Genomic DNA, 17,934 nt, shown 5'->3' with positions numbered 1-17,934 from the left:
GCGCATCGGCGACGACCACTTACCGAAGACCGTTCTGGTGGCCGAGGCCGATACCGTCGTAGGCCTCGTCGCGGGCGCGCTCACCGTCGACCAAGCGTTCGATGCAGGTGAACTCCGCGGAGAGGCCAGTGCACTTCGGCGAGCATTCGCCTGAGCTGCCGCCACCAAGTTACAGATCGGAGAGACCCCAGTCGGGGCGACGCTGTCAACAACGTCATAGCCAGCAACAGCTAGGTCGCCTCGGTGTCGAAGGGGGCCATGGCGAGCGTCGCCTGGCCGCCCTTGGCCTCGGACAGGTTGTCGCGCACCTGCTGGACCTCGGCGCGCACGTCCGCGTCGGCCTGCTGAAGGTCACGTTTGACGTCGTCGATGACCGGCTGCACCTCTTCGAGCAGGTGCTTCTGCACGAAGGCGCGCGGGTTGAGATCGCGGATGTCGACGTCGGTGCCGAGCTCCCGGGAAAGAGTGCTCTGCGCGTTGTTGGCGATCCCGCGCAGATAGTGCAGCACCCGGGCCGCCTTGCGCGCCAGCTCCGGCAGTTTCTCCGGGCCGAACAGGATCACGGCCAGCACCACGAGCAGGGCGAACTCGCCGGGGCCGATGTCGAACATGCTGCTCAGCCTAGCCCGTCAGCCGACCTTGGAGCCGAGCGTGACGCTCACCTCACCCCGGCCCTCCACCTGCAACCGGACCTGCTCACCGGGCCGGTGGGAACGGATCCGGACGATCATCTCGGTGGAGGTGTTCACCCGGTGCCCGTCGACCGACTGCACCACGTCACCGGTCCGCAGTCCGGCGGCATCGGCCGGCCCTCCCCCGGTCACCTGGCTGAGGCGTACGCCGCTGTCGGCGGACTGCACCGAGGCGCCGATCACCGGATAGGTGGCCCGCCCTTCCCGCACCAGCTGGTCACCGACCACCTGCGCGTGCTTGATCGGGATGGCGAACCCGAGCCCGATGTTGCCGCCCTGGTTGGCCGCGGAGCTTCCGCCGAGCGTGAGGATCGCCGAGTTGACGCCGATGATCCGCCCCGCTGCGTCGGCGAGCGGGCCACCGGAGTTGCCGGGGTTGATCGACGCGTCGGTCTGGATCCCGTTGATGTAGGCGACCGCGTCGTCGGCCCCCTGCCCACCCCCGACGCTGAGCGGGCGGTCCACGGCCGAGACGATCCCGGCGGTCACCGTGCCGCCGAGCCCCAGCGGCGCACCGACGGCGACCACGGGCTGCCCCGGGCGTACCCCGTCGGACTCGCCCAGCTGGACCGGAACCAGTTTCGCCGAGGCCGGCACCTTGATCACCGCCAGGTCATAGCTGGGGCTGCGCCCGATGATCGAGGCCGGTACCCGCTCACCGTCGGGCAGCTCCACCTGGAGTTCGCCCCCGTTGGCGGCCCCCTCGACCACGTGGTTGTTGGTCATCACGTGCCCCTCGGCGTTGAGCACGAACCCTGACCCCGTACCGCTGCGACCGCCGCTGCGAAAGGCGATGGTGACGGTGCTCGGCAGCACCGTCTGGGCCACCGACACCGTGTCCCCCGGTACGCCGGGCCGGCTCGCGGAGGTCGGCCGGGTGGTGGCGGCGGGGCTCCCCGACGGACCCGGGGTGGCCCGCGTGGGCGTGGGCGCCACGGCAGTCACCTGGCTGTCGGGACGGGCGAGCAGGGCCCCACCGAATCCGGCCGCACCGCCGACGACCAGCGCGGTGAAGGTGGCCAGCGCCAGCACCGCACCGGTTCCGGGACCGCGGGCACGCCCGGACGTCGCCTGCTGAGCGGTCGGCTTCTGCGGCGTCGGTGCGAGCAGGGTCGGCGGGGTGTGCTGCTGCGGGGCGCTGTGCTGCTGCGGCGGCGCCGCCGACTGCCACGGCTCGGGTCCCCAGGCGCGGCTCGGCGGGGTGAAGCTCGGCTGCGCCTGCTGACCCGGCCCCTGATGACCCGGCCCCGGCGCATCACCGGATCCGGTGCGTGCCCACCAGTCGCTCATCGCCCGCCGCCCAGGATCCGATTCCACCCGTCCAGCACCCGTTCGGTGCGGGTCCGCAACACCGGCGGTTCGTGCGGCAACGACGCCACGGCCCGGGCCGCCTGTGCGACCGAACCGTCGGTGATCACCGTGTAGACAGTGTTGCCCGACTGCCAGGTCAGCATCGTGGTCATGCCCAGACTCCGATAGGCGTCCAGTTCCGGATCCCAGACGAAGCCCTGTGGGGCCCCGCCCAGGGCGCCGCGCTGCTGCAGGACGCCGAGGGTGGTCACCCCGTCCGAATAGACCGCGTGCAGGGTCTCCCCCTGACCCGCGCCGGCCGTGCCAACGGCCCCTCGGCGGACCTCGGTCAGTTCCAACCCGGCCAGCGAGTCCGAGCAGGACCAGCCCTGTTGGACCAGGGCTGACGCATGCCAAGCACTTGAGCCGACGCTGCTGAGCGCGGCGTTCACCGCCATCGTCCGCGGCCGGGTGGAAGCAGCCCCACCAGCTCCAATCGTCAGCCGCTGCCACCCGGCCGAGACGACGGTCTGCCCGGCCTCGTCGAAGGTCTGCTGCCACAGCACCACTCCCGAGTCGCGATCCAGCCACCAGCGCGACACCGGCGCACCGGTCGGCGTACGCGCCTCCACCAGCTGCGACTGGCGTCCGGCCACCACCGGGCCGGGGCCGCTGACCAGGCTGTGCCGCTCGGCGACGCGGTCGGCGCTGTCGGGTTCGGTACCCGCGACGGCCGGCCACCACGTCCGCGCCTTTTGCCGGTCGGAGCCGGCGGCCACCACCTGGCTGCCCCCGCGGGGATCGCTCTGCACCTCGGCGGTGGCGGTCCAGTAGCCGTTCAGGTGGCGTACCTGGATCACCTGGGTGCCCGACAGTGAGAAGCTGCGCGAGGCCAGATCGGCCCGTTCCAGCTGTTCGCGCGCGCCGGCCGGCTGCATCGGCCCGACCGGTCCGGTGGGCAGGCTGACCCGCTCCACCCGGGGCCCGCCGCGATCGGTGCCGCGGGCGGTGGCAACCGCCGGATTGCCCAGCCCGTCGGCGGCCAGCACGGCCGCGAACTCGCCGCGGGCGGTCGGCGCCGGGTCCAGGGCGGGCGTACGCGTGGGTGGAGCGGCCGCCCAACCGACCCCAACCGCTCCGGCCAGCGCGAGGCTGCTCCCCGCCACCGAACCGGCGGCGATTCGGCGCAGTCGACGACGCCGGCTCGGCAACCGGCCAGCCGACGCTCCGGGCGTACGCCGGGAGTCGAACGGGCGCGCATACAGCGGTGCGGTACGCCCCTCCCCGGCGATCGCGCTCAACCGGTTCGTCAGGTGGTGCGGAGCGCCCGGTTCACCCGCGCCACGACGGACCCGCTCCCGCAGCCCGCGCAGCTCTGCCACCTCGGCGCGGCAGTCGGCGCAGTCGACGAGGTGGGCGCGGACCCGATCACGCGCGGGCAGCCCGAGGGCGCCGTCGACGAACGCCGACAGCTGGTCCGGCCGATCGGGGCAATGGGTCACCCCTGTTCCGCTTCCACGCCAAGGTAACGACGGCGTGATCCGGTGGGTTCCCGATGGGTCAACTCTGCCCGCAGTTGGGCCCGGCCGCGGTGGATCCGGCTGCGCACGGTCCCGAGCTTGAGATCCAGCACCTCAGCGATCTCCTCATAGGTGAGCCCCTCGATGTCGCAGAGCACCACGCAGGCGCGATATTCGGGGGACAGCCCATCCAACGCTCGCGCTACGTCGTGGTCCAGACCCGCATCGTCGACGGCATCCTGCGGCGGCGACTGGTCGCCGGCGAGCCGCTCGTCGGCGTTCTCCCCCAGCCCGTCGAAGCGGATCCGCTGCCGGCGTCGGGCCTGGTCGAGGAACAGGTTCGTGGTGATCCGGTGCAACCAGCCCTCGAGGGTGCCCGGCTGGAACCGGTGCAGCGACTTGAACACCCGGACGAACACGTCCTGGGTGAGGTCCTCGGCGTCGTAGCAGTTGCCGGTCAGCCGCAGCGCCAACCGGTACACCCGGGCGGTGTGGTCACGGACCAGCTCCTCCCACGTCGGCGGCACCCAGGTCGGTTCGCGATCGGGGGTGGCAGCAGGGGCAACTGCTCGCTCCGACTCGGCGGTCGAGCGAGTAGGCCAGCGTCCGGTCAGCGGCATGGTCCCCCCTCCGTCGCATCCATCATGCCCCACCAGCCTGTGCGTGGGCTGTGAGCGTACTGAACCTCCGGGCGTACGCCTCAGAGCAGGCCGGAGAACCGCAGGCAGGCCGCGATCGCCTGCCGCTGTTCCTCGGTCGCCTCGATCATCGGGCGACGCAGCCCACCGACCCCGCGCCCCTGCAGGTCGAGGCCGGCCTTGACCAGGATGCAGCCCTGGGTGGCGAACACCCCGGTGAAGGTCGGCTCGAGCCGACGGTGCAGCTCCAACGCCTGCTCGGGCCGGCCGCCGACCGCGTGCTCGATCATCTCCTTGGCGGCGGCGCCGGTGAAGTGGGTGGAGGTGCCGACGAGCCCGACCCCGCCGATCGACAGCAGCGGCAGCGTCATCACGTCATCGCCGGAATAGAACGCCAGGTCGGTGGCGGCCATCACCCGCCCGGACTCGGTCAGATTGCCCTTGGCGTCCTTCACCCCGACGATCCGCGGGTGCTCGGCGAGCCGCTTCAGCGTGTCGGTGGCGATCTCGGTGCCCGAGCGGTGCGGGATGTCATAGAGCATCACCGGCAGCTCGGTCGCATCGGCGACGGTGGTGAAGTGCTCCAGCAACGCCGGCTGGGGCGGCTTCGAATAGTAGGGGGTGACCACGAGCAGGCCGTGCGCGCCCGCCTCGGCTGCGGCCCGGGCCAGATGCACCGTGTGGTCGGTGCTGAAAGTACCGACGCCCGCCAGCACGCGGGCCCGGTCACCCACCGCGGCCACGACGGTGCGCAGCAGCTCCGACTTCTCCTCGTCGGTGGTGGTCGGTGACTCACCGGTGGTGCCGGAGATGACCAGGGCATCGTTGCGCATCTCGTCCACCAGGTGGGCCGCCAGCTCAGCGGCCTTGTCGTGATCCACCGCGCCGGAACCGTCGAAGGGCGTGACCATGGCGGTCAGCAGGCGACCAAAGGGCAACGTGGCTGTGGACATGGAGGAAATCGTAGCCCGGTGTGCCCTCAGCCGAGGGTGACGACCACCAGCGGGTCGCCGTCGCGGACCACGTCGCCGGTGGAGACGATGACCTCGGCGATCCTCCCGACCTGCTCTGCCAGCACCGGGATCTCCATCTTCATCGACTCCAGCACGCAGACGGTGTCGGTCTCGGTGACCCGGTCGCCCACCTCGACCTCGATGCTGAGCACGTTGGCGACCAGCTCGGCGGTCACGGTGTGCCGGTTGCGGCGTTCAGCGGCGGAACTCGTCATGCGCGACATGGTAGGCCCCCTGTCCCCGACGCTAGGCTGACCCCGTGAATGCGACCCAGCCTGCGAGCAGCAACCCCCGTTCCGCCTCCGGGCGCGGCAAGAACTCCGCGCCGGCCCCCCGGGCCGCGTCCTGGGCGTACGCCGAGGAGTTCAGCCCCGAGCCGACCGGCGCGGCCGATGCTCGCATCGAGGCCGGTGCACTGGGGGTGACCCCGCTGTCCCGCGGCACCGCGAGCCTGATCACCGTGCTGGCGCGTTCCGTCCAGGCCCGGGCAGTGGTCGAGATCGGTACCTCCGCGGGCGTGTCCGGGCTCGCCTTCTTCGACGGGATGGGCGACCAGGGCATCCTCACCAGCGTCGACCCCGAGCACGAGCACCAGAGCGCCGCGCGCAAGGCGTTCACCGCGGCCGGCATCCCCAACCGCCGGTTCCGGCTGATCACCGGTCAGCCGCTGGACGTGCTGCCCAAGCTGAGCGACGGGGCGTACGACATGGTGTGGGTCAGCGGCGACAAGCTCGAATACGGCGAATACATCGACCAGGCGACGCGGCTGCTGCGGCACGGGGGCCTGCTGCTGGTGCACAACGCGCTGTGGTCCAACAAGATCGCCGACGCCAACAACACCGAGAACGAGACGATCGTGATCCGCGAGACCCTGGCCGGGATCAGCGAGGACGAGTCCCTGACCGCCACCCTGGTCCCCGTCGGCGACGGCCTGCTGCTCGCCGTCAAGGCCTGAGCCGTCAGTCGCGGGTGACGCGTATCCCCTTGCCGACGACGGTGATCCCGCCGCTGGACACGGTGAACCCGCGGGCCCGATCACGCTCGTGATCCACGCCGACCTCGCAGCCCTCCTCGACCACCACGTTCTTGTCCAGGATCGCGTTGCGGACCACGGCGTTGCGGCCGACCCGGACGTTGTCCATGATCACCGCGTGCTCGATGTTCGCCCACTTGTCGACCCGCACGTTGGGTGAGAGCACCGAGGCGTCGACGTCGCCGCCGGAGATGATGCAACCGGCCGAGACGATCGAGTCCTCCGCGTTTCCACGCAGCACGAACTTCGCACCGGGACGCTGCGGCTGGTAGGTCCAGATCGGCCACTCGTTGTTGTAGACGGAGAAGTTCGGGTCGACCGACACCAGGTCCATGTGCGCCTCGTGATAGGCGTCGATCGTGCCCACGTCCCGCCAGTAGTTCTTGTCCTTCTCGGTGGCCCCCGGGACGGTGTTCTGGGTGAAGTCATGCACCTGCGCCCGCCCCTGGTTCACGAACCGCGGGATGATGTCCCCGCCCATGTCGTGGCGAGCGGTCGCATCGGCGGCGTCGGCCTCGAGGGCCTCGACCAGCGCCTTGCGGGTGAAGATGTAGTTGCCCATCGAGGCGAACGACTCCTCCGGCGAATCGGGCAGCGCGGGCGGGTCGGCCGGCTTCTCCAGGAACTCCTTGATCTGGCGGTCGGAGCCGGCGTCGATGATGCCGAAGGCACTGGCGTCCTTGCGCGGTACGCGGATTCCGGCGACCGTGCAGTCCAGGCCGGAGTCGATGTGCTGCTCCAGCATCTGGGAAACGTCCATCCGATAGATGTTGTCGGCCCCGAACACGACCACATAGTCGGGGTCGTCGTCGTTGATCAGGTTCATCGACTGGAAGATCGCATCGGCGCTGCCCTGGTACCAGCGCGGCCCGAGCCGCTGCTGGGCCGGCACCGGGGTCACGTAATTCCCAAGCATGGTGGACATTCGCCAGGTCAGCGAGATGTGTCGGTCGAGCGAGTGCGACTTGTACTGGGTGAGTACGCAGATCTGGCGCATGTCGCTGTTCACCAGATTGGACAGCACGAAGTCGATCAGGCGGTAGGTGCCGCCGAACGGCACAGCCGGCTTCGCGCGGTCGGCGGTCAACGGCATCAGCCGCTTCCCCTCGCCTCCGGCCAGAACGATGGACAACACCTTCGGACGACCAGTCATGACACGAACCTATGACCCCACACGATCACCCGACAAGCCCCTCCGGGCCCGCAAGCCGGATTGATTTCGAGGAGCACCTGTGCCTGCCCACAACCACTGTGTCACGATCAGTTCATGAGCATGCGCATCTCCATCCTGACCCGCGAATATCCGCCCTCGATCTATGGCGGGGCGGGGGTGCACGTGGCCCAGTTGGTGCCCCAGCTCCGTAAGCTGGCCGAGGTCGACGTCCAGTGCATGGGCGCCCCCCGCGACGGTGCCACCGCCCACGCCGAGGACTTCCCGGCCGGGGCCAACGCTGCGCTGCGCGTCTTCGGCGCCGACCTGTCGATGACCGCGGCCGTGCCCGAGGTCGACGTCGTGCACGGACACACCTGGTACGCCTGCCTGGCGGCCCAGCTGACCGGGCTGTTCCAGGACATCCCGCACGTGGTCACGGCCCATTCGCTCGAGCCCGACCGGCCATGGAAGGCCGAACAGCTCGGCGGCGGCTATCGGCTGTCCACCTGGGCCGAGCGCACGGCGTACGAATCCGCGGGCGCGGTGATCGCGGTCAGCGAGGCGATGAAGCCGGCCATCCTGAACGCCTATCCCGGCATCGATCCGGCCCGGATCCACGTGGTCAAGAACGGGATCGACCCCGAGGAGTTCAAACCCGATCGAGACACCGACATCATCACCGGGCTCGGTATCGACCTGGACCGTCCCGTGGTCACCTTCGTCGGCCGGATCACCCGGCAGAAGGGTCTGGTGCACCTGGTCCGCGCGGCCGAGGAGTTCGACCCGGACACCCAACTGCTGCTGCTCGCCGGGGCCCCGGACACCCCCGAGATCGCGGCCGAGTTCAATGACGCGTTCGCCCACCTCAAGCAGGCGCGCTCCGGCGGGGTGACCTGGGTGCAGGAGATGTTGCCGCGAGCGAGCGTACGCCAGGTGCTGTCGCACTCGACCGTCTTCGCCTGCCCGTCCATCTATGAACCGCTGGGCATCGTCAACCTGGAGGCGATGGCCTGCGAGACCGCCGTCGTCGCGTCCGCGGTCGGCGGCATCCCCGAGGTGGTTCAGGACGGGCGGACCGGGCTGCTGGTCGACTACGATCCCGCGCGCGCCGACGACCCCGACTTCGTCCGCGGATTCGAGAGCCAGTTCGCCGAGCGGGTCAACGAACTCACCCGCGACCGTGACCGCGCCGAGCGGTTCGGCCGCGACGGGCGACAGCGCTGCATCGACGAGTTCTCCTGGGCGAAGATCGCCCAGCAGACGATGGACGTGTACGCCGCAGCGATCGCCGCGCACCGCGGCTGATTCCCAGCACCGACGCTGATTCCCAGCACCGACGCTGATTCCCAGCACCGACGCTGATTCCCGAGCACCGACGCTGATTTCCGAGCACCGACCGCACCGAACGAACAGCAGGGCCCCGGGACATCCCGGGGCCCTGTTGCTGTTCACGCGATCATCGCCTGGTCGTCAGCCGACGACCTCCTTGAGAGCCGCAGCCAGCTCCGTTGCCTCCTGCGCGTTCATCTCCACCACCAGACGACCGCCGCCCTCGAGTGGAACCCGCATCACGATCCCGCGACCCTCTTTTGTGACCTCCATCGGGCCGTCGCCGGTTCGTGGCTTCATTGCTGCCATCGCGCATCCTCATCTCTCTCAGTGGACCATGTGATCGATCCCCAGGTGTGACCGGGCCCATTATTCCGTATTGGGCGGTCGCCGGGGAGGCGGACCCGACTCAGGCCTTCGGACCGGCGTCGCCACGTCCCGGCCGTTGCGGCGCCCAGGCGTCGTCGTCGCCCTTCTCGGCGGGCCGTTCGTCCCCGTCCTCGTCCTTGCCGCGCCACCGGTTCGCCCTGCGGCGCGTGGCGTTCGGCTCGGCCGAGACCGGATCCCGCGATTCCACCGGGCGCGGCTCAGCCGGGCCCACCTCCGCCGGGCGCGGCTCGGCGGGCGAGTTGGCGGACGCCGCATCGGCGGCGCGACGATCCCGTTCGTCCAGCTCCCGCGCCATCCGCGCCATCAGCTGGTCCACCTCGGCCATGTCGTAACCCCGCGCGGAGGTCGCGAACTGCACCCCGGCCAGGTCCTTGCCCTGGATCGGACCGGCGGCCGGGAGCGGCGGCTCATAGCGGTCCTGGACCGCGTTGGCCTGCATCTCACCGAACTTGCCGACGGCCACCATCGACGCCAGTCCGAGCACCGCCACGGCGATCACCACGATCACCAGCTCCATCTCAGGCCCCTTCCTGGGGTGTGTTCCGCTCGACCATGATGGCAACCGCCTCGTCCACATCGTCGGTGATCGGCAGCATGTCCACGTCGGGGGCGGAGATGTAACCCTCCCCCAGCGCCTGCTCGACGATCCACTCCTTCAGCCCCGACCAATAGCCGGATCCGAACAGCACCACCGGAAAGTCGGTGACCTTGCGGGTCTGCACCAGGGTGAGCGCCTCGAACAGCTCGTCGAAGGTGCCGAAACCACCCGGCAGCACCACGAACCCCTGGGAATACTTGAGGAACATCGTCTTGCGAGCGAAGAAGTAGCGGAAGTTGATGCCGAGGGTGACGTATTCGTTGAGCCCGGTCTCGAACGGCAGCTCGATTCCGAGTCCGACCGACACTCCGCCGGCCTCGCAGGCGCCCTTGTTGGCTGCCTCCATGATCCCCGGGCCGCCGCCGGTGAGCACCGCGAAGCGGGCCTGGGCGAGCCGCTGCCCCAACGCTTCGGCTGCGGCGTACATCGGGTGACCGGGCCTGGTCCGGGCGGAACCGAAGACGCTGACCGCGGGCCCGAGCTCGGCCAGGGTGCCGAACCCCTCGACGAACTCCGACTGGATCCGCAGCACCCGCCACGGGTCGGTGTGCACCCAGTCGCTGGATCCGCGCGATTCCAGCAGCCGCTGGTCGGTGGTCGTGGGCAGGACCATGTTGCGGGAGCGGAACACCGGGCCCTGTTGCCGGCGCTCGTGGTCTCCGCGGGCGGGTGGCAGTTGCGGGGTCATCGGTCGGCTCCGGTCAGCCAGCGGGCCATCGCGTCGCGGCAGGCGTACACCTGGGCCGCGGGACAACACTCGTCGTCGGTGTGCGCCTTGGTCGGTTCGGCCGGTCCGAAGTTCACCGCGGGTACGCCGAGGGCGGCGAATCGCGCCACGTCGGTCCAGCCGTGCTTGGGCCGCGGGTCTCCGCCGACCGCGGCCAAGAAACCCTGGGCGGCCGGCTGGTCCAGCCCGGGACGGGCGCCCGGCGCCAGGTCGGTCACCCGGAAGTCGAACCCGTGCAGGAAATCCGCCAGGTAGTCCGTTGCCGCGTCGGCGTCCTTGTCGGGGGCGAACCGATAGTTGAGCTCGACCTCGCAGCGGTCGGGGATCACGTTGCCGGCGATCCCGCCGTTGATCCGGACGGCGTTCAGCCCCTCGTGATACTGCAGCCCGTCCACCCACGGCTGTTCGGGGGCGTACGCCTGCAGCCTGGCCAGCAGCTCTCCGGCGTCGTGGATCGCGTTCTTTCCCAGCCAGGCGCGGGCGGAGTGCGCGGCGGTGCCCTCGAAACTGACCACGGCGCGCATGGTGCCCTGGCAACCACCCTCGATCCGGCCGCCGGTCGGTTCGCCGAGCACCGCGAAGTCGCCGGCCAGCAGGTCCGGGCGTTCGGCCGCGAGCCGGTTCAGCCCGTTCCGGCTGGCCTCGACCTCCTCGTTGTCGTAGAAGATCCAGGTCACGTCGTGCACCGGTTCGCTGATCGTGGCGGCCAGGTTGAGCGCGACCGCGACCCCGCCCTTCATGTCGCAGGTCCCGCGCCCGATCAGCACCCGGTCCTCGCCGCTGCCCTCGATCCGGCAGGGCAGGTTGGGCTCGTCGGTGAGCGGCACGGTGTCGGTGTGCCCGGCGACCACGATCCGGCTGGGTCGGCCCAGGTTGCTGCGGGCGACGAGCACGTTGCCGATCCGGGTCGTCTCCAAGTGCTCGAGGCGCCGCAACTGCCGCTCGATCGCGTCGGTGATCGGGCCCTCGTTCCCGGAGACGGACTCGATGTCCACCAGGTCACGCAACAACTCGACCACGTCACCGGTCAGTTCCAGCTCAGTCATGGTGGCAACCCTAGCGATCACTCGCGCGGTGATCCTGACCTCACGGCTCCACCGAGAAGATCTCCCCCGGCGTACACCCGAGCGCCTCGCACAGGGCGGTCAACGTGGAGAACCGGATCGCCTTGGCTCGATTGTTCTTCAGCACCGACAGGTTCACCAGGGAGACCCCCACCAGCTCGGCCAGCGCGGTGAGCGTCATCCCTCGTTCGGCGAGGAGCACGTCGAGGTGGCAGACGACCCGGTGCGGTTCGTCGACGGGCATCAGACCAGTCCTTCGGTGTCATGGCGCAACTCGGTGCCGCGACGGAACACCATGCCGAGCACCTCCACCAGGCCCGAGGCCGCCAGGCCCGTCAGCGCGAGGGCGATCGACCCCGGGGACGCGGTGGCGTACACGTTGAGGTTCTCCTGGCTGCCCGCGAGCAGGGTCGCACGAGCCGCCAGGCTCCCTTGGGGTGATTATCGTTCTTCGATATTATCGACTGTCGATAATATCGTCAATCGTCAAACGACCAGATGGGCCGAGAAGCACCGGTAACCTGTCCCTCATGACTTCTGCGCAGCACTCCGACCGTTCCGCCTGGGGCTGGGGCCTGGTGTCCCGGCACGACAACGGGCAGGTTCTGGACACCTGGTTCCCCTCCCCGCAGCTGGGGGCGCACGACGGGTCGGAGGCTCCGGCCGAGCTCACCGCGGCGGCCGGGCACGACGTCGCCCGCGGGGTGAGCACGGCGGTCGAACTGGTCAGCATCGACCTGGACGCCAAGCCCGCCGACATGCCGGACGCCTACCTGCGGCTGCACCTGCTCAGCCACACCCTGGTCCGGCCGAACACGATCAACCTGGACGGATTGTTCGGCGTGCTCACCAACGTCGTCTGGACCTCTGCCGGGCCGTGCGCCGTCGACGGGTTCGAGGTCACCCGGGCCAGGCTGCGGGCCGCTCGGGGCCACGTCACCGTGTTCGGGGTGGACAAGTTCCCCCGCCTGGTCGACTACGTGATCCCCGCCGGGGTACGCATCGGCGACGCGGACCGGGTCCGGCTCGGCGCCCACCTCTCCCCCGGCACCACCGTGATGCACGAGGGCTTTGTCAACTTCAACGCCGGCACCCTGGGCGCCTCCATGGTCGAGGGGCGGATCTCCCAGGGGGTCGTGGTCGGTGACGGTTCCGACATCGGCGGCGGCGCCTCCACCATGGGCACGCTGTCCGGCGGCGGCACCGAGCGGGTGTCGATCGGCGAGCGCTGCCTGCTCGGCGCCGAGTCCGGCATCGGCATCGCCCTGGGTGACGACTGCGTGGTCGAGGCCGGGCTCTACGTCACCGCCGGCACCAAGGTCCGCGTCGACGGCGAGGTGGTCAAGGCCGCCTCCCTGTCCGGACAGGACGGGCTGCAGTTCTGGCGGAACTCGCTCACCGGCGAGGTCGAGGTACGCGGGCGGGCCGGGCGTACCGTCGCCCTCAACGACGCCCTGCACGCGAACTGACCCGCTCGGCCGCACCTCGATGGCGAAACGAACCGGACGCACCATCGGCTGCCTGGCCGCCGCGGTGCTGGTCGCGATCGCCGTGGGGGTGCTGGGGTTGGCGTTCCTGCGGCAGCAGGATCAGGTGCCGCCGATGCAGTTCGAGCAGCGCTGCGTGGCCACCGCCGACGGGCGCTCCGTGACACTGACCCGCGAACAGGCCTATTTCACCGCCATCATCGTCGGGGTGTCGGTGCAACGGCAGCTGGACCCGCACGCGGCCACCATCGCGATGGCGACCGCCTATCAGGAGAGCGGGATCCGCAACCTCGACTATGGCGATCGCGACTCGCTCGGGCTGTTCCAGCAGCGGCCGTCGCAGAATTGGGGGTCGGCCGAGCAGGTGCGCGACCCGTGGTTCGCCTCCAACTCCTTCTACACCGCGCTGGAGAAGGTGCCCGACTGGCAGAACGGCGACGTCAACGACACCGCCCAGGCCGTGCAGAAGTCCGGTCACCCCGACGCCTATCGCAAGCACGAGGCGAACGCCCTGGTGCTGGCGAAGGTGTTCACCGGGCAGGCGCCGGGCGGGCTGTCCTGCTTCGACGAACGCAGCGGCGCCGGACGGGCGCAGGCGTTCGGTCAGCAGCTGGAGCTGACTCACGGAAAGGTGCCCACCCGCACCTCCGGGAACACGCTGACGATCACCGCCCGGAACGGCCGGCACGCATGGGCGATCGCCCACTACGCGGCCACCAACGCCGGCCTGCAGGGGATCGCCAAGGTGGAGACCAACGGTCGCACCTGGCAACCCGACGGCCGCACCATGCCCGCCTGGATCAGCGCCGGCGGCAGCGGCGAACGTACCGTCGTGGTCACCTTCCGCTGACTCCGCGGACTGAATTTCACCTCGCGTGGTGAAGTTCACCTCACGGACCACCGGTGACCCGCGGAGTGAACTTCGGCACGCAAAGTGGCGTTCGGCACGCGAAGTGGTCTGGGCTGGCTCAGGTCGAGGGGTACGCCCCGGCTCAGGCACCCCCGAGGCGTACCGCCGCCTGCTCGATCCGCTCGTCGGTCTCGGTCAGCGCGATCCGCACGAAGTCGTCCGACACCGATCCGTAGAAGTCGCCCGGGGCGGCCAGAATTCCGTGCTCGGCCAGGAAATCCAGCGATTGCCGCCCGGATTCACCACGGGTCGCCCACAGGTACAGCCCGGCCTCGGAGTGCACGATCTGGAAACCGACCCGCTCCAGCGCCGGCCGCAGCAGCGCGCGCCGCCGGGCGTACCGCTCGCGCTGCTCGGTGACGTGGGCGGTGTCGGTGAGCACCGCCGCCGCAGCGGCCTGGACCGGGCTGGGCAGCATGAAACCGGAGTGCTTGCGCACCTCGAGCAGTTCGGCCAGCAGCGGCTGGTCGCCGGCGACGAAACCCGCCCGATAGCCGGCGAAGTTGGACCGCTTGGACAGCGAGTGCGCGGCGAGCAGGTTGGCGTGCGAGTCGCCGCAGATGTCGGGGTGCAGCACCGACAGCGGCTCGGCCTCCCAGCCGAACTCGAGATAGCACTCGTCGGAGGCCAGCACGGCGTCGTGTTCGCGCGCCCAGGCCACCCAGCCGCGCAGCAGCTCGGGATCGGCGACCGCTCCGGTCGGGTTGGACGGATAGTTGATCCACGCCATCGCCGCCGGCGGCGCCTCGGTCGGGTCGTCGCACACCAGCACCCTGCTGCGCGCCAGCGCGCCACCCACCGCATAGGTCGGGTACGCCACCGCGGGGATGATCAGCGTGTCGTCGGGGCCGAGCCCCAGCTGGGACGGCAGGTTGGCGACCAGCTCCTTGGTACCGATCGCCGGAACCCCTGCCACCTCACCGATTCCGGCAACCGCACACCGATCGGTGAGGAAGGTGCGGATCGCTTCCTGCAGCGTCGGCGTACCGATCGTCGTCGGATAACCGGGCGAATCGGCGGCCGCCGCGAGCGCCCGCTGGGCCACCTCCGGCACCGGGTCGACCGGTGTACCGACCGACAGGTTGACGATCCCGTCGGGATGGGCCGCCGCCCGCGCCTTCACGCCGGCGATCGTGTCCCAGGGGAAGTCGGGCAGACCGGAGGTGTGCGGGCGTCTCACTCCTCGTGTTCCTGCGGGGGCAGGTTCTTCACGAACTCGTGGTCGTCGTCGATCACGCCGAGCTTCGAGGCGCCGCCCGGGGAGCCGTGCTTGTCGAAGAAGTTGACGTTGACGTCGTAGTAGTTGGCCCACTCGCTCGGAACGTCATCCTCGTAATAGATGGCCTCCACGGGGCACACCGGCTCGCAGGCGCCGCAGTCGACACACTCGTCGGGGTGGATGTAGAGCATCCGGTTGCCCTCATAGATGCAGTCGACTGGGCACTCCTCGACGCAGGCACGGTCCTTCAGGTCCACGCATGGTTGAGCAATGATGTAGGTCAACGTTCCACTCCCTCGTTGTGCGCCCGCGGCGCTGCCGTCACAGTCCAGTATCGCGGTCCACTTCCCACCCCGCAAAGGACCCGCCCATGGTGAGACGTGATCCGCTGGATCACCCGGACAGCGTACGCCCCGGCTGTCGGCTCTCGCTGCGGCTGGCCACCCCCGACGGGCTGACCGATCGGGTTGGGTTACTCGTCTCGCTCGCTCCGGGATCGCTCGTGCTGGAGGATCGCACGGGCGAGCGGCACACCATCGAGCGCGAGCAGGTGGCGTTCGCGCGGGTGATCCCGACGGTTGCCCGCGGGCGCAACCCGTTGGCGTTCGACCCGGGCGGCCTGCGGGCGCTCGCCCACGATGCCTGGCTGGGCGGTTCTGGAGCCTGCTGGGTGGCGCGGTTGGCCGACCTGGTCGACCACCTGGACGACTCCGGCGTACGCCAACTCTCCGCCGAGCGTGCGATCGCCGGCGACTCCCGCGGTCTGGTGAACGGCGAGTGGGCTGCGGTACGCCTGGCCGCCGTCGCCGACCTCGACCCCCTCGCCGCCTGGGCCGCCCGCCGCACCGCCCGCAACCTGGTCCTGACCAGCCCCCTCCCCGACGCCGAGCTCACCGCCCTCGCCCTGCACCCGTTGCCCGATTAGCGGGGGCGCCTGACCTGCAGTCTCCCGGAGCAGCGCGTTTGAAACCCAGTCCCACTGGGTTTGATCATGAACAGTTTCGGAGACTGCAGGCCGGACGTCACGGGCATCTCCCGCCCACCTACTCGGTGGCCCTCAGGGCTTCTTCTCGCACTTGATCTCGTCGGTGGCGGAATACTTCCAGGTCTTGTCCTCGCGGCGGATCACCTGGCCGTTCTGCTTCCAGACGCGGTAGTAGCTGGCGGTGAAACCGGGCGAGGCGGACTGCGGGGTGCAGCCCGGCTTGGTGTCGACGAGCTTCTTCCCGTCATAGAAGTTGGACTTCGTCGGCTCGGGCGACTCGACATCCCACTTCTTGGTGCCCCAGATGCGCACCGTGATCGAGCCCTTGCCGCCGGGCGATGACTTGGCGTTGGACGCCTCCACATAGATCGCGGCGTCGGTGGTGTTCTTGAACTGCACGTCGATCGAGCCCGAATAGATGGTCGACTCACGCCCGGCCGGATAGCGGTCGAAATAGAGCGTGTGCGGCTGGTGCTCGATGTCCTCCAGCCCGGCGAACCAGGCGGCGTTGAACACGGTGGTCGCCGACTGCGAGATGCCGCCGGCGTTCTCCTTCTTCAGCTTGCCCCCGTCGATCACATAGCCGTCGACATAACCCGAGCTCCGGCTGCCGAGTTCCTTGTCCAGGGAGAAGATCCCGCCGACCGGCACGGTGTTCCCGTTGATCCGGGAGGCGGCCAGACCGAGGTTGGTGTTGCGATAGTCGGCGTGCGGATAGAACGTGGTGAACTGCCCGATCACCTCCTTGGGCACCTGCTGATTGGCCTGCTCGGTGGTGAACTTCGCCGGGGCCGGGGTCAGCTCGGCCTTCACCTCGCGCTTGTCGGTGGTGGGCACCGCCGGCAGCACGGCCTTGAGGAAGTTGTCCTTGCCGAGCTGGGCGCCATCCACCGACGGTACGACCGTCGGTCGCCCCCCGTCGAACTTGAACGAGGCGTCCTTCGGCTCCTTGAGGTTCAGCTTCTTGATCGCCGGCTGGGCTTCCTTGAACAGCTTCTCCCCGTCGGTGCTGCCCTTCAGCTTGCCGTTGTCGACGGTGATGCTGCTCGCGTTGCCGATCATGGTCGGGCTCACCTCCGCGACTCCCTGCCCGGTGTCCACCTTGACGGGTCCGGAGACCGCGGGCCCTGCGAAGGTGCGCACGACCTCGTCGGCGTCGGCGTCGGTGATCGCCGGATCGCTGCGGGTGGTGGTCGCGCCGACCTCGGTCTGCTTCAGGTACGCGGACTTGAGCGCGCTGGTCAGGGCCGGCTGCTGCAGCTCCACCGCCTGAGCGGCGGGGGTGCGTTTCAGCTCGCTGCCCGCGAAGGCGACCGTGGCGTCGACGGCCGGCCGGTTCACCTTGCCGGCGAGCTGCCCGACGGCGCCGGTTAGCTTGTTCTGATCGGTGCTGACGACCGGCGAGATCGGGCCGCCTCCGGTGAGCACCCGCCAGATGTGCCCGGGGGCGAGGCTCTTACCGGCGCCGGCCTGGAGCACCGTCTGGTGATGGTCGACGGTGAGGCCGGCATCGGCGGGCTTCACCTCGTGGCGTACGCCGTCGACGGTCACCGCAAACGCCTGCTCGGCCTTCGGCGCATATTCGGTGGCCAGCTTCGTCTCCGCCTCAGCCGCTGTCAGGCCACCGATCGCGATCCCGTCGACGGAGGTGTTCTTGGGCAGTCGGTCCCCCGCCATCGCATATCCGGCGAAATAGATTCCGCCCAGGATCACGGCCAACGCCACCAGCACGAGCGTCACGATTCGGCCGCGGCGCGGCGTACGAGTGGGTCTGGGCGCGGTCAAGGATCCTACCTTCTGCATGGCGACGAACGGGTCCGATCCTACGACAACCCTCGCTCGACGCTGAATTCTTCGGTACGCCGACCGGCCCGACGGAGGCCCTT

Annotated in this window: 21 protein-coding genes; 5 read left to right on the top strand and 16 right to left on the bottom strand. The window is 69.7% G+C overall.

Translation table 11 applies throughout. The features are described 5' to 3' along the window. Window positions 1-230 precede the first annotated feature (230 nt). The 6 genes from CGZ93_RS07925 to CGZ93_RS07900 form a co-directional block, all read right to left on the bottom strand. Window positions 231-611: a sec-independent translocase gene (locus tag CGZ93_RS07925; protein ID WP_094363606.1), complete on the bottom strand. Its 381-nt coding sequence runs from the start codon at window positions 609-611 to the stop codon at window positions 231-233. An 18-nt stretch (window positions 612-629) separates the two neighbouring features. Further along, window positions 630-1,982, bottom strand: a complete 1,353-nt coding sequence (locus CGZ93_RS07920) for a S1C family serine protease (RefSeq protein WP_094363605.1) — start codon at window positions 1,980-1,982, stop codon at window positions 630-632. After that, complete coding sequence (locus tag CGZ93_RS07915; RefSeq protein ID WP_141211134.1) at window positions 1,979-3,484, bottom strand: zf-HC2 domain-containing protein; 1,506 nt, start codon at window positions 3,482-3,484, stop codon at window positions 1,979-1,981. The genes CGZ93_RS07920 and CGZ93_RS07915 overlap by 4 nt, the downstream gene beginning before the upstream one ends. After that, a complete protein-coding gene (gene sigE / locus CGZ93_RS07910; protein ID WP_094363603.1) occupies window positions 3,481-4,122 on the bottom strand; it encodes an RNA polymerase sigma factor SigE in 642 nt (213 codons plus the stop codon). The genes CGZ93_RS07915 and sigE overlap by 4 nt, the downstream gene beginning before the upstream one ends. 80 nt (window positions 4,123-4,202) lie before the next feature. Continuing rightward, window positions 4,203-5,093 carry a 4-hydroxy-tetrahydrodipicolinate synthase gene (gene dapA, locus CGZ93_RS07905; protein WP_094363602.1) on the bottom strand — a complete coding sequence of 297 codons (891 nt, stop codon included), beginning with the start codon at window positions 5,091-5,093 and terminating at the stop codon, window positions 4,203-4,205. A gap of 26 nt (window positions 5,094-5,119) precedes the next feature. Further along, window positions 5,120-5,368 carry a biotin/lipoyl-binding carrier protein gene (locus CGZ93_RS07900; RefSeq protein ID WP_094363610.1) on the bottom strand — a complete coding sequence of 83 codons (249 nt, stop codon included), beginning with the start codon at window positions 5,366-5,368 and terminating at the stop codon, window positions 5,120-5,122. Between the two features lie 44 nt (window positions 5,369-5,412). Between CGZ93_RS07900 and CGZ93_RS07895 the strand changes: the two genes are divergently transcribed. Next, window positions 5,413-6,108 (top strand): O-methyltransferase, encoded by a 696-nt coding sequence (locus tag CGZ93_RS07895; protein ID WP_094363601.1) that lies wholly within the window; start codon window positions 5,413-5,415, stop codon window positions 6,106-6,108. A 4-nt stretch (window positions 6,109-6,112) separates the two neighbouring features. Here the strand turns inward: CGZ93_RS07895 and glgC are convergent, their stop codons facing one another. Beyond that, a complete protein-coding gene (glgC, locus tag CGZ93_RS07890) occupies window positions 6,113-7,339 on the bottom strand; it encodes a glucose-1-phosphate adenylyltransferase (RefSeq protein ID WP_094363600.1) in 1,227 nt (408 codons plus the stop codon). Window positions 7,340-7,459: 120 nt separating this feature from the next. On the opposite strand from glgC, the gene glgA reads away from it, so the two are divergent. Continuing rightward, on the top strand, window positions 7,460-8,644 hold the full coding sequence (gene glgA, locus CGZ93_RS07885) for a glycogen synthase (protein ID WP_094363609.1): 1,185 nt from the start codon (window positions 7,460-7,462) through the stop codon (window positions 8,642-8,644). Window positions 8,645-8,809: 165 nt separating this feature from the next. Here glgA and CGZ93_RS07880 read toward each other — a convergent pair whose 3' ends face one another. From CGZ93_RS07880 to CGZ93_RS19745, 6 genes are all read right to left on the bottom strand, one after another. Beyond that, window positions 8,810-8,977 carry a DUF3117 domain-containing protein gene (locus tag CGZ93_RS07880; protein WP_094363599.1) on the bottom strand — a complete coding sequence of 56 codons (168 nt, stop codon included), beginning with the start codon at window positions 8,975-8,977 and terminating at the stop codon, window positions 8,810-8,812. A 100-nt stretch (window positions 8,978-9,077) separates the two neighbouring features. Further along, window positions 9,078-9,575: a DivIVA domain-containing protein gene (locus tag CGZ93_RS07875; RefSeq protein ID WP_176451675.1), complete on the bottom strand. Its 498-nt coding sequence runs from the start codon at window positions 9,573-9,575 to the stop codon at window positions 9,078-9,080. A 1-nt stretch (window position 9,576) separates the two neighbouring features. Next, entirely contained in the window at window positions 9,577-10,344 is a 768-nt protein-coding gene (locus CGZ93_RS07870) for an LOG family protein (protein WP_094363597.1), read from the bottom strand. Further along, window positions 10,341-11,429, bottom strand: a complete 1,089-nt coding sequence (dapE, locus tag CGZ93_RS07865; protein ID WP_094363596.1) for a succinyl-diaminopimelate desuccinylase — start codon at window positions 11,427-11,429, stop codon at window positions 10,341-10,343. The genes CGZ93_RS07870 and dapE overlap by 4 nt, the downstream gene beginning before the upstream one ends. A 40-nt stretch (window positions 11,430-11,469) precedes the next feature. Then, window positions 11,470-11,691: a helix-turn-helix domain-containing protein gene (locus CGZ93_RS07860; protein ID WP_094363595.1), complete on the bottom strand. Its 222-nt coding sequence runs from the start codon at window positions 11,689-11,691 to the stop codon at window positions 11,470-11,472. Next, the gene (locus tag CGZ93_RS19745; RefSeq protein ID WP_267489722.1) at window positions 11,691-11,825 is read right to left on the bottom strand and encodes a hypothetical protein; all 135 of its coding nucleotides are present in this window, start codon (window positions 11,823-11,825) and stop codon (window positions 11,691-11,693) included. Before CGZ93_RS19745 ends, CGZ93_RS07860 begins: the two co-directional genes overlap by 1 nt. A 152-nt stretch (window positions 11,826-11,977) precedes the next feature. Between CGZ93_RS19745 and dapD the strand changes: the two genes are divergently transcribed. Then, window positions 11,978-12,916 (top strand): 2,3,4,5-tetrahydropyridine-2,6-dicarboxylate N-succinyltransferase, encoded by a 939-nt coding sequence (dapD, locus tag CGZ93_RS07855; RefSeq protein ID WP_094363594.1) that lies wholly within the window; start codon window positions 11,978-11,980, stop codon window positions 12,914-12,916. Between the two features lie 19 nt (window positions 12,917-12,935). Next, window positions 12,936-13,784, top strand: a complete 849-nt coding sequence (locus CGZ93_RS07850) for a hypothetical protein (protein ID WP_094363593.1) — start codon at window positions 12,936-12,938, stop codon at window positions 13,782-13,784. A 142-nt stretch (window positions 13,785-13,926) separates the two neighbouring features. On the opposite strand, the gene dapC is transcribed toward CGZ93_RS07850, so the two are convergent. Next, a complete protein-coding gene (gene dapC / locus CGZ93_RS07845; RefSeq protein WP_094363592.1) occupies window positions 13,927-15,024 on the bottom strand; it encodes a succinyldiaminopimelate transaminase in 1,098 nt (365 codons plus the stop codon). Then, the gene (gene fdxA / locus CGZ93_RS07840; RefSeq protein WP_094363591.1) at window positions 15,021-15,347 is read right to left on the bottom strand and encodes a ferredoxin; all 327 of its coding nucleotides are present in this window, start codon (window positions 15,345-15,347) and stop codon (window positions 15,021-15,023) included. The genes dapC and fdxA overlap by 4 nt, the downstream gene beginning before the upstream one ends. Window positions 15,348-15,433: 86 nt before the next feature. On the opposite strand from fdxA, the gene CGZ93_RS07835 reads away from it, so the two are divergent. Continuing rightward, a complete protein-coding gene (locus tag CGZ93_RS07835) occupies window positions 15,434-15,988 on the top strand; it encodes an LSm family protein (RefSeq protein WP_094363590.1) in 555 nt (184 codons plus the stop codon). Window positions 15,989-16,120: 132 nt separating this feature from the next. Here the strand turns inward: CGZ93_RS07835 and CGZ93_RS07830 are convergent, their stop codons facing one another. Further along, on the bottom strand, window positions 16,121-17,833 hold the full coding sequence (locus CGZ93_RS07830) for a VanW family protein (protein WP_176451674.1): 1,713 nt from the start codon (window positions 17,831-17,833) through the stop codon (window positions 16,121-16,123). Window positions 17,834-17,934 lie beyond the last annotated feature (101 nt).

It is taken from the genome of Enemella dayhoffiae, assembly GCF_002250625.1.
GTDB lineage: Bacteria > Actinomycetota > Actinomycetes > Propionibacteriales > Propionibacteriaceae > Enemella > Enemella dayhoffiae.
This window is presented reverse-complemented; position numbering and strand designations above follow the sequence as displayed.

Coding starts and splice junctions, on each gene's coding strand:
- CGZ93_RS07835 (WP_094363590.1), top strand. CDS start 15,434: ATGGTGAGACGTGATCCGCTGGATCACCCGGACAGCGTACGCCCCGGC.
- CGZ93_RS07850 (WP_094363593.1), top strand. CDS start 12,936: ATGGCGAAACGAACCGGACGCACCATCGGCTGCCTGGCCGCCGCGGTG.
- CGZ93_RS07870 (WP_094363597.1), bottom strand. CDS start 10,344: ATGACCCCGCAACTGCCACCCGCCCGCGGAGACCACGAGCGCCGGCAA.
- CGZ93_RS07925 (WP_094363606.1), bottom strand. CDS start 611: ATGTTCGACATCGGCCCCGGCGAGTTCGCCCTGCTCGTGGTGCTGGCC.
- CGZ93_RS07860 (WP_094363595.1), bottom strand. CDS start 11,691: ATGCCCGTCGACGAACCGCACCGGGTCGTCTGCCACCTCGACGTGCTC.
- sigE (WP_094363603.1), bottom strand. CDS start 4,122: ATGCCGCTGACCGGACGCTGGCCTACTCGCTCGACCGCCGAGTCGGAG.
- dapD (WP_094363594.1), top strand. CDS start 11,978: ATGACTTCTGCGCAGCACTCCGACCGTTCCGCCTGGGGCTGGGGCCTG.
- CGZ93_RS07880 (WP_094363599.1), bottom strand. CDS start 8,977: ATGGCAGCAATGAAGCCACGAACCGGCGACGGCCCGATGGAGGTCACA.
- dapA (WP_094363602.1), bottom strand. CDS start 5,093: ATGTCCACAGCCACGTTGCCCTTTGGTCGCCTGCTGACCGCCATGGTC.
- CGZ93_RS07920 (WP_094363605.1), bottom strand. CDS start 1,982: ATGAGCGACTGGTGGGCACGCACCGGATCCGGTGATGCGCCGGGGCCG.
- glgA (WP_094363609.1), top strand. CDS start 7,460: ATGCGCATCTCCATCCTGACCCGCGAATATCCGCCCTCGATCTATGGC.
- CGZ93_RS07900 (WP_094363610.1), bottom strand. CDS start 5,368: ATGACGAGTTCCGCCGCTGAACGCCGCAACCGGCACACCGTGACCGCC.
- CGZ93_RS07875 (WP_176451675.1), bottom strand. CDS start 9,575: ATGGAGCTGGTGATCGTGGTGATCGCCGTGGCGGTGCTCGGACTGGCG.
- dapE (WP_094363596.1), bottom strand. CDS start 11,429: ATGACTGAGCTGGAACTGACCGGTGACGTGGTCGAGTTGTTGCGTGAC.
- glgC (WP_094363600.1), bottom strand. CDS start 7,339: ATGACTGGTCGTCCGAAGGTGTTGTCCATCGTTCTGGCCGGAGGCGAG.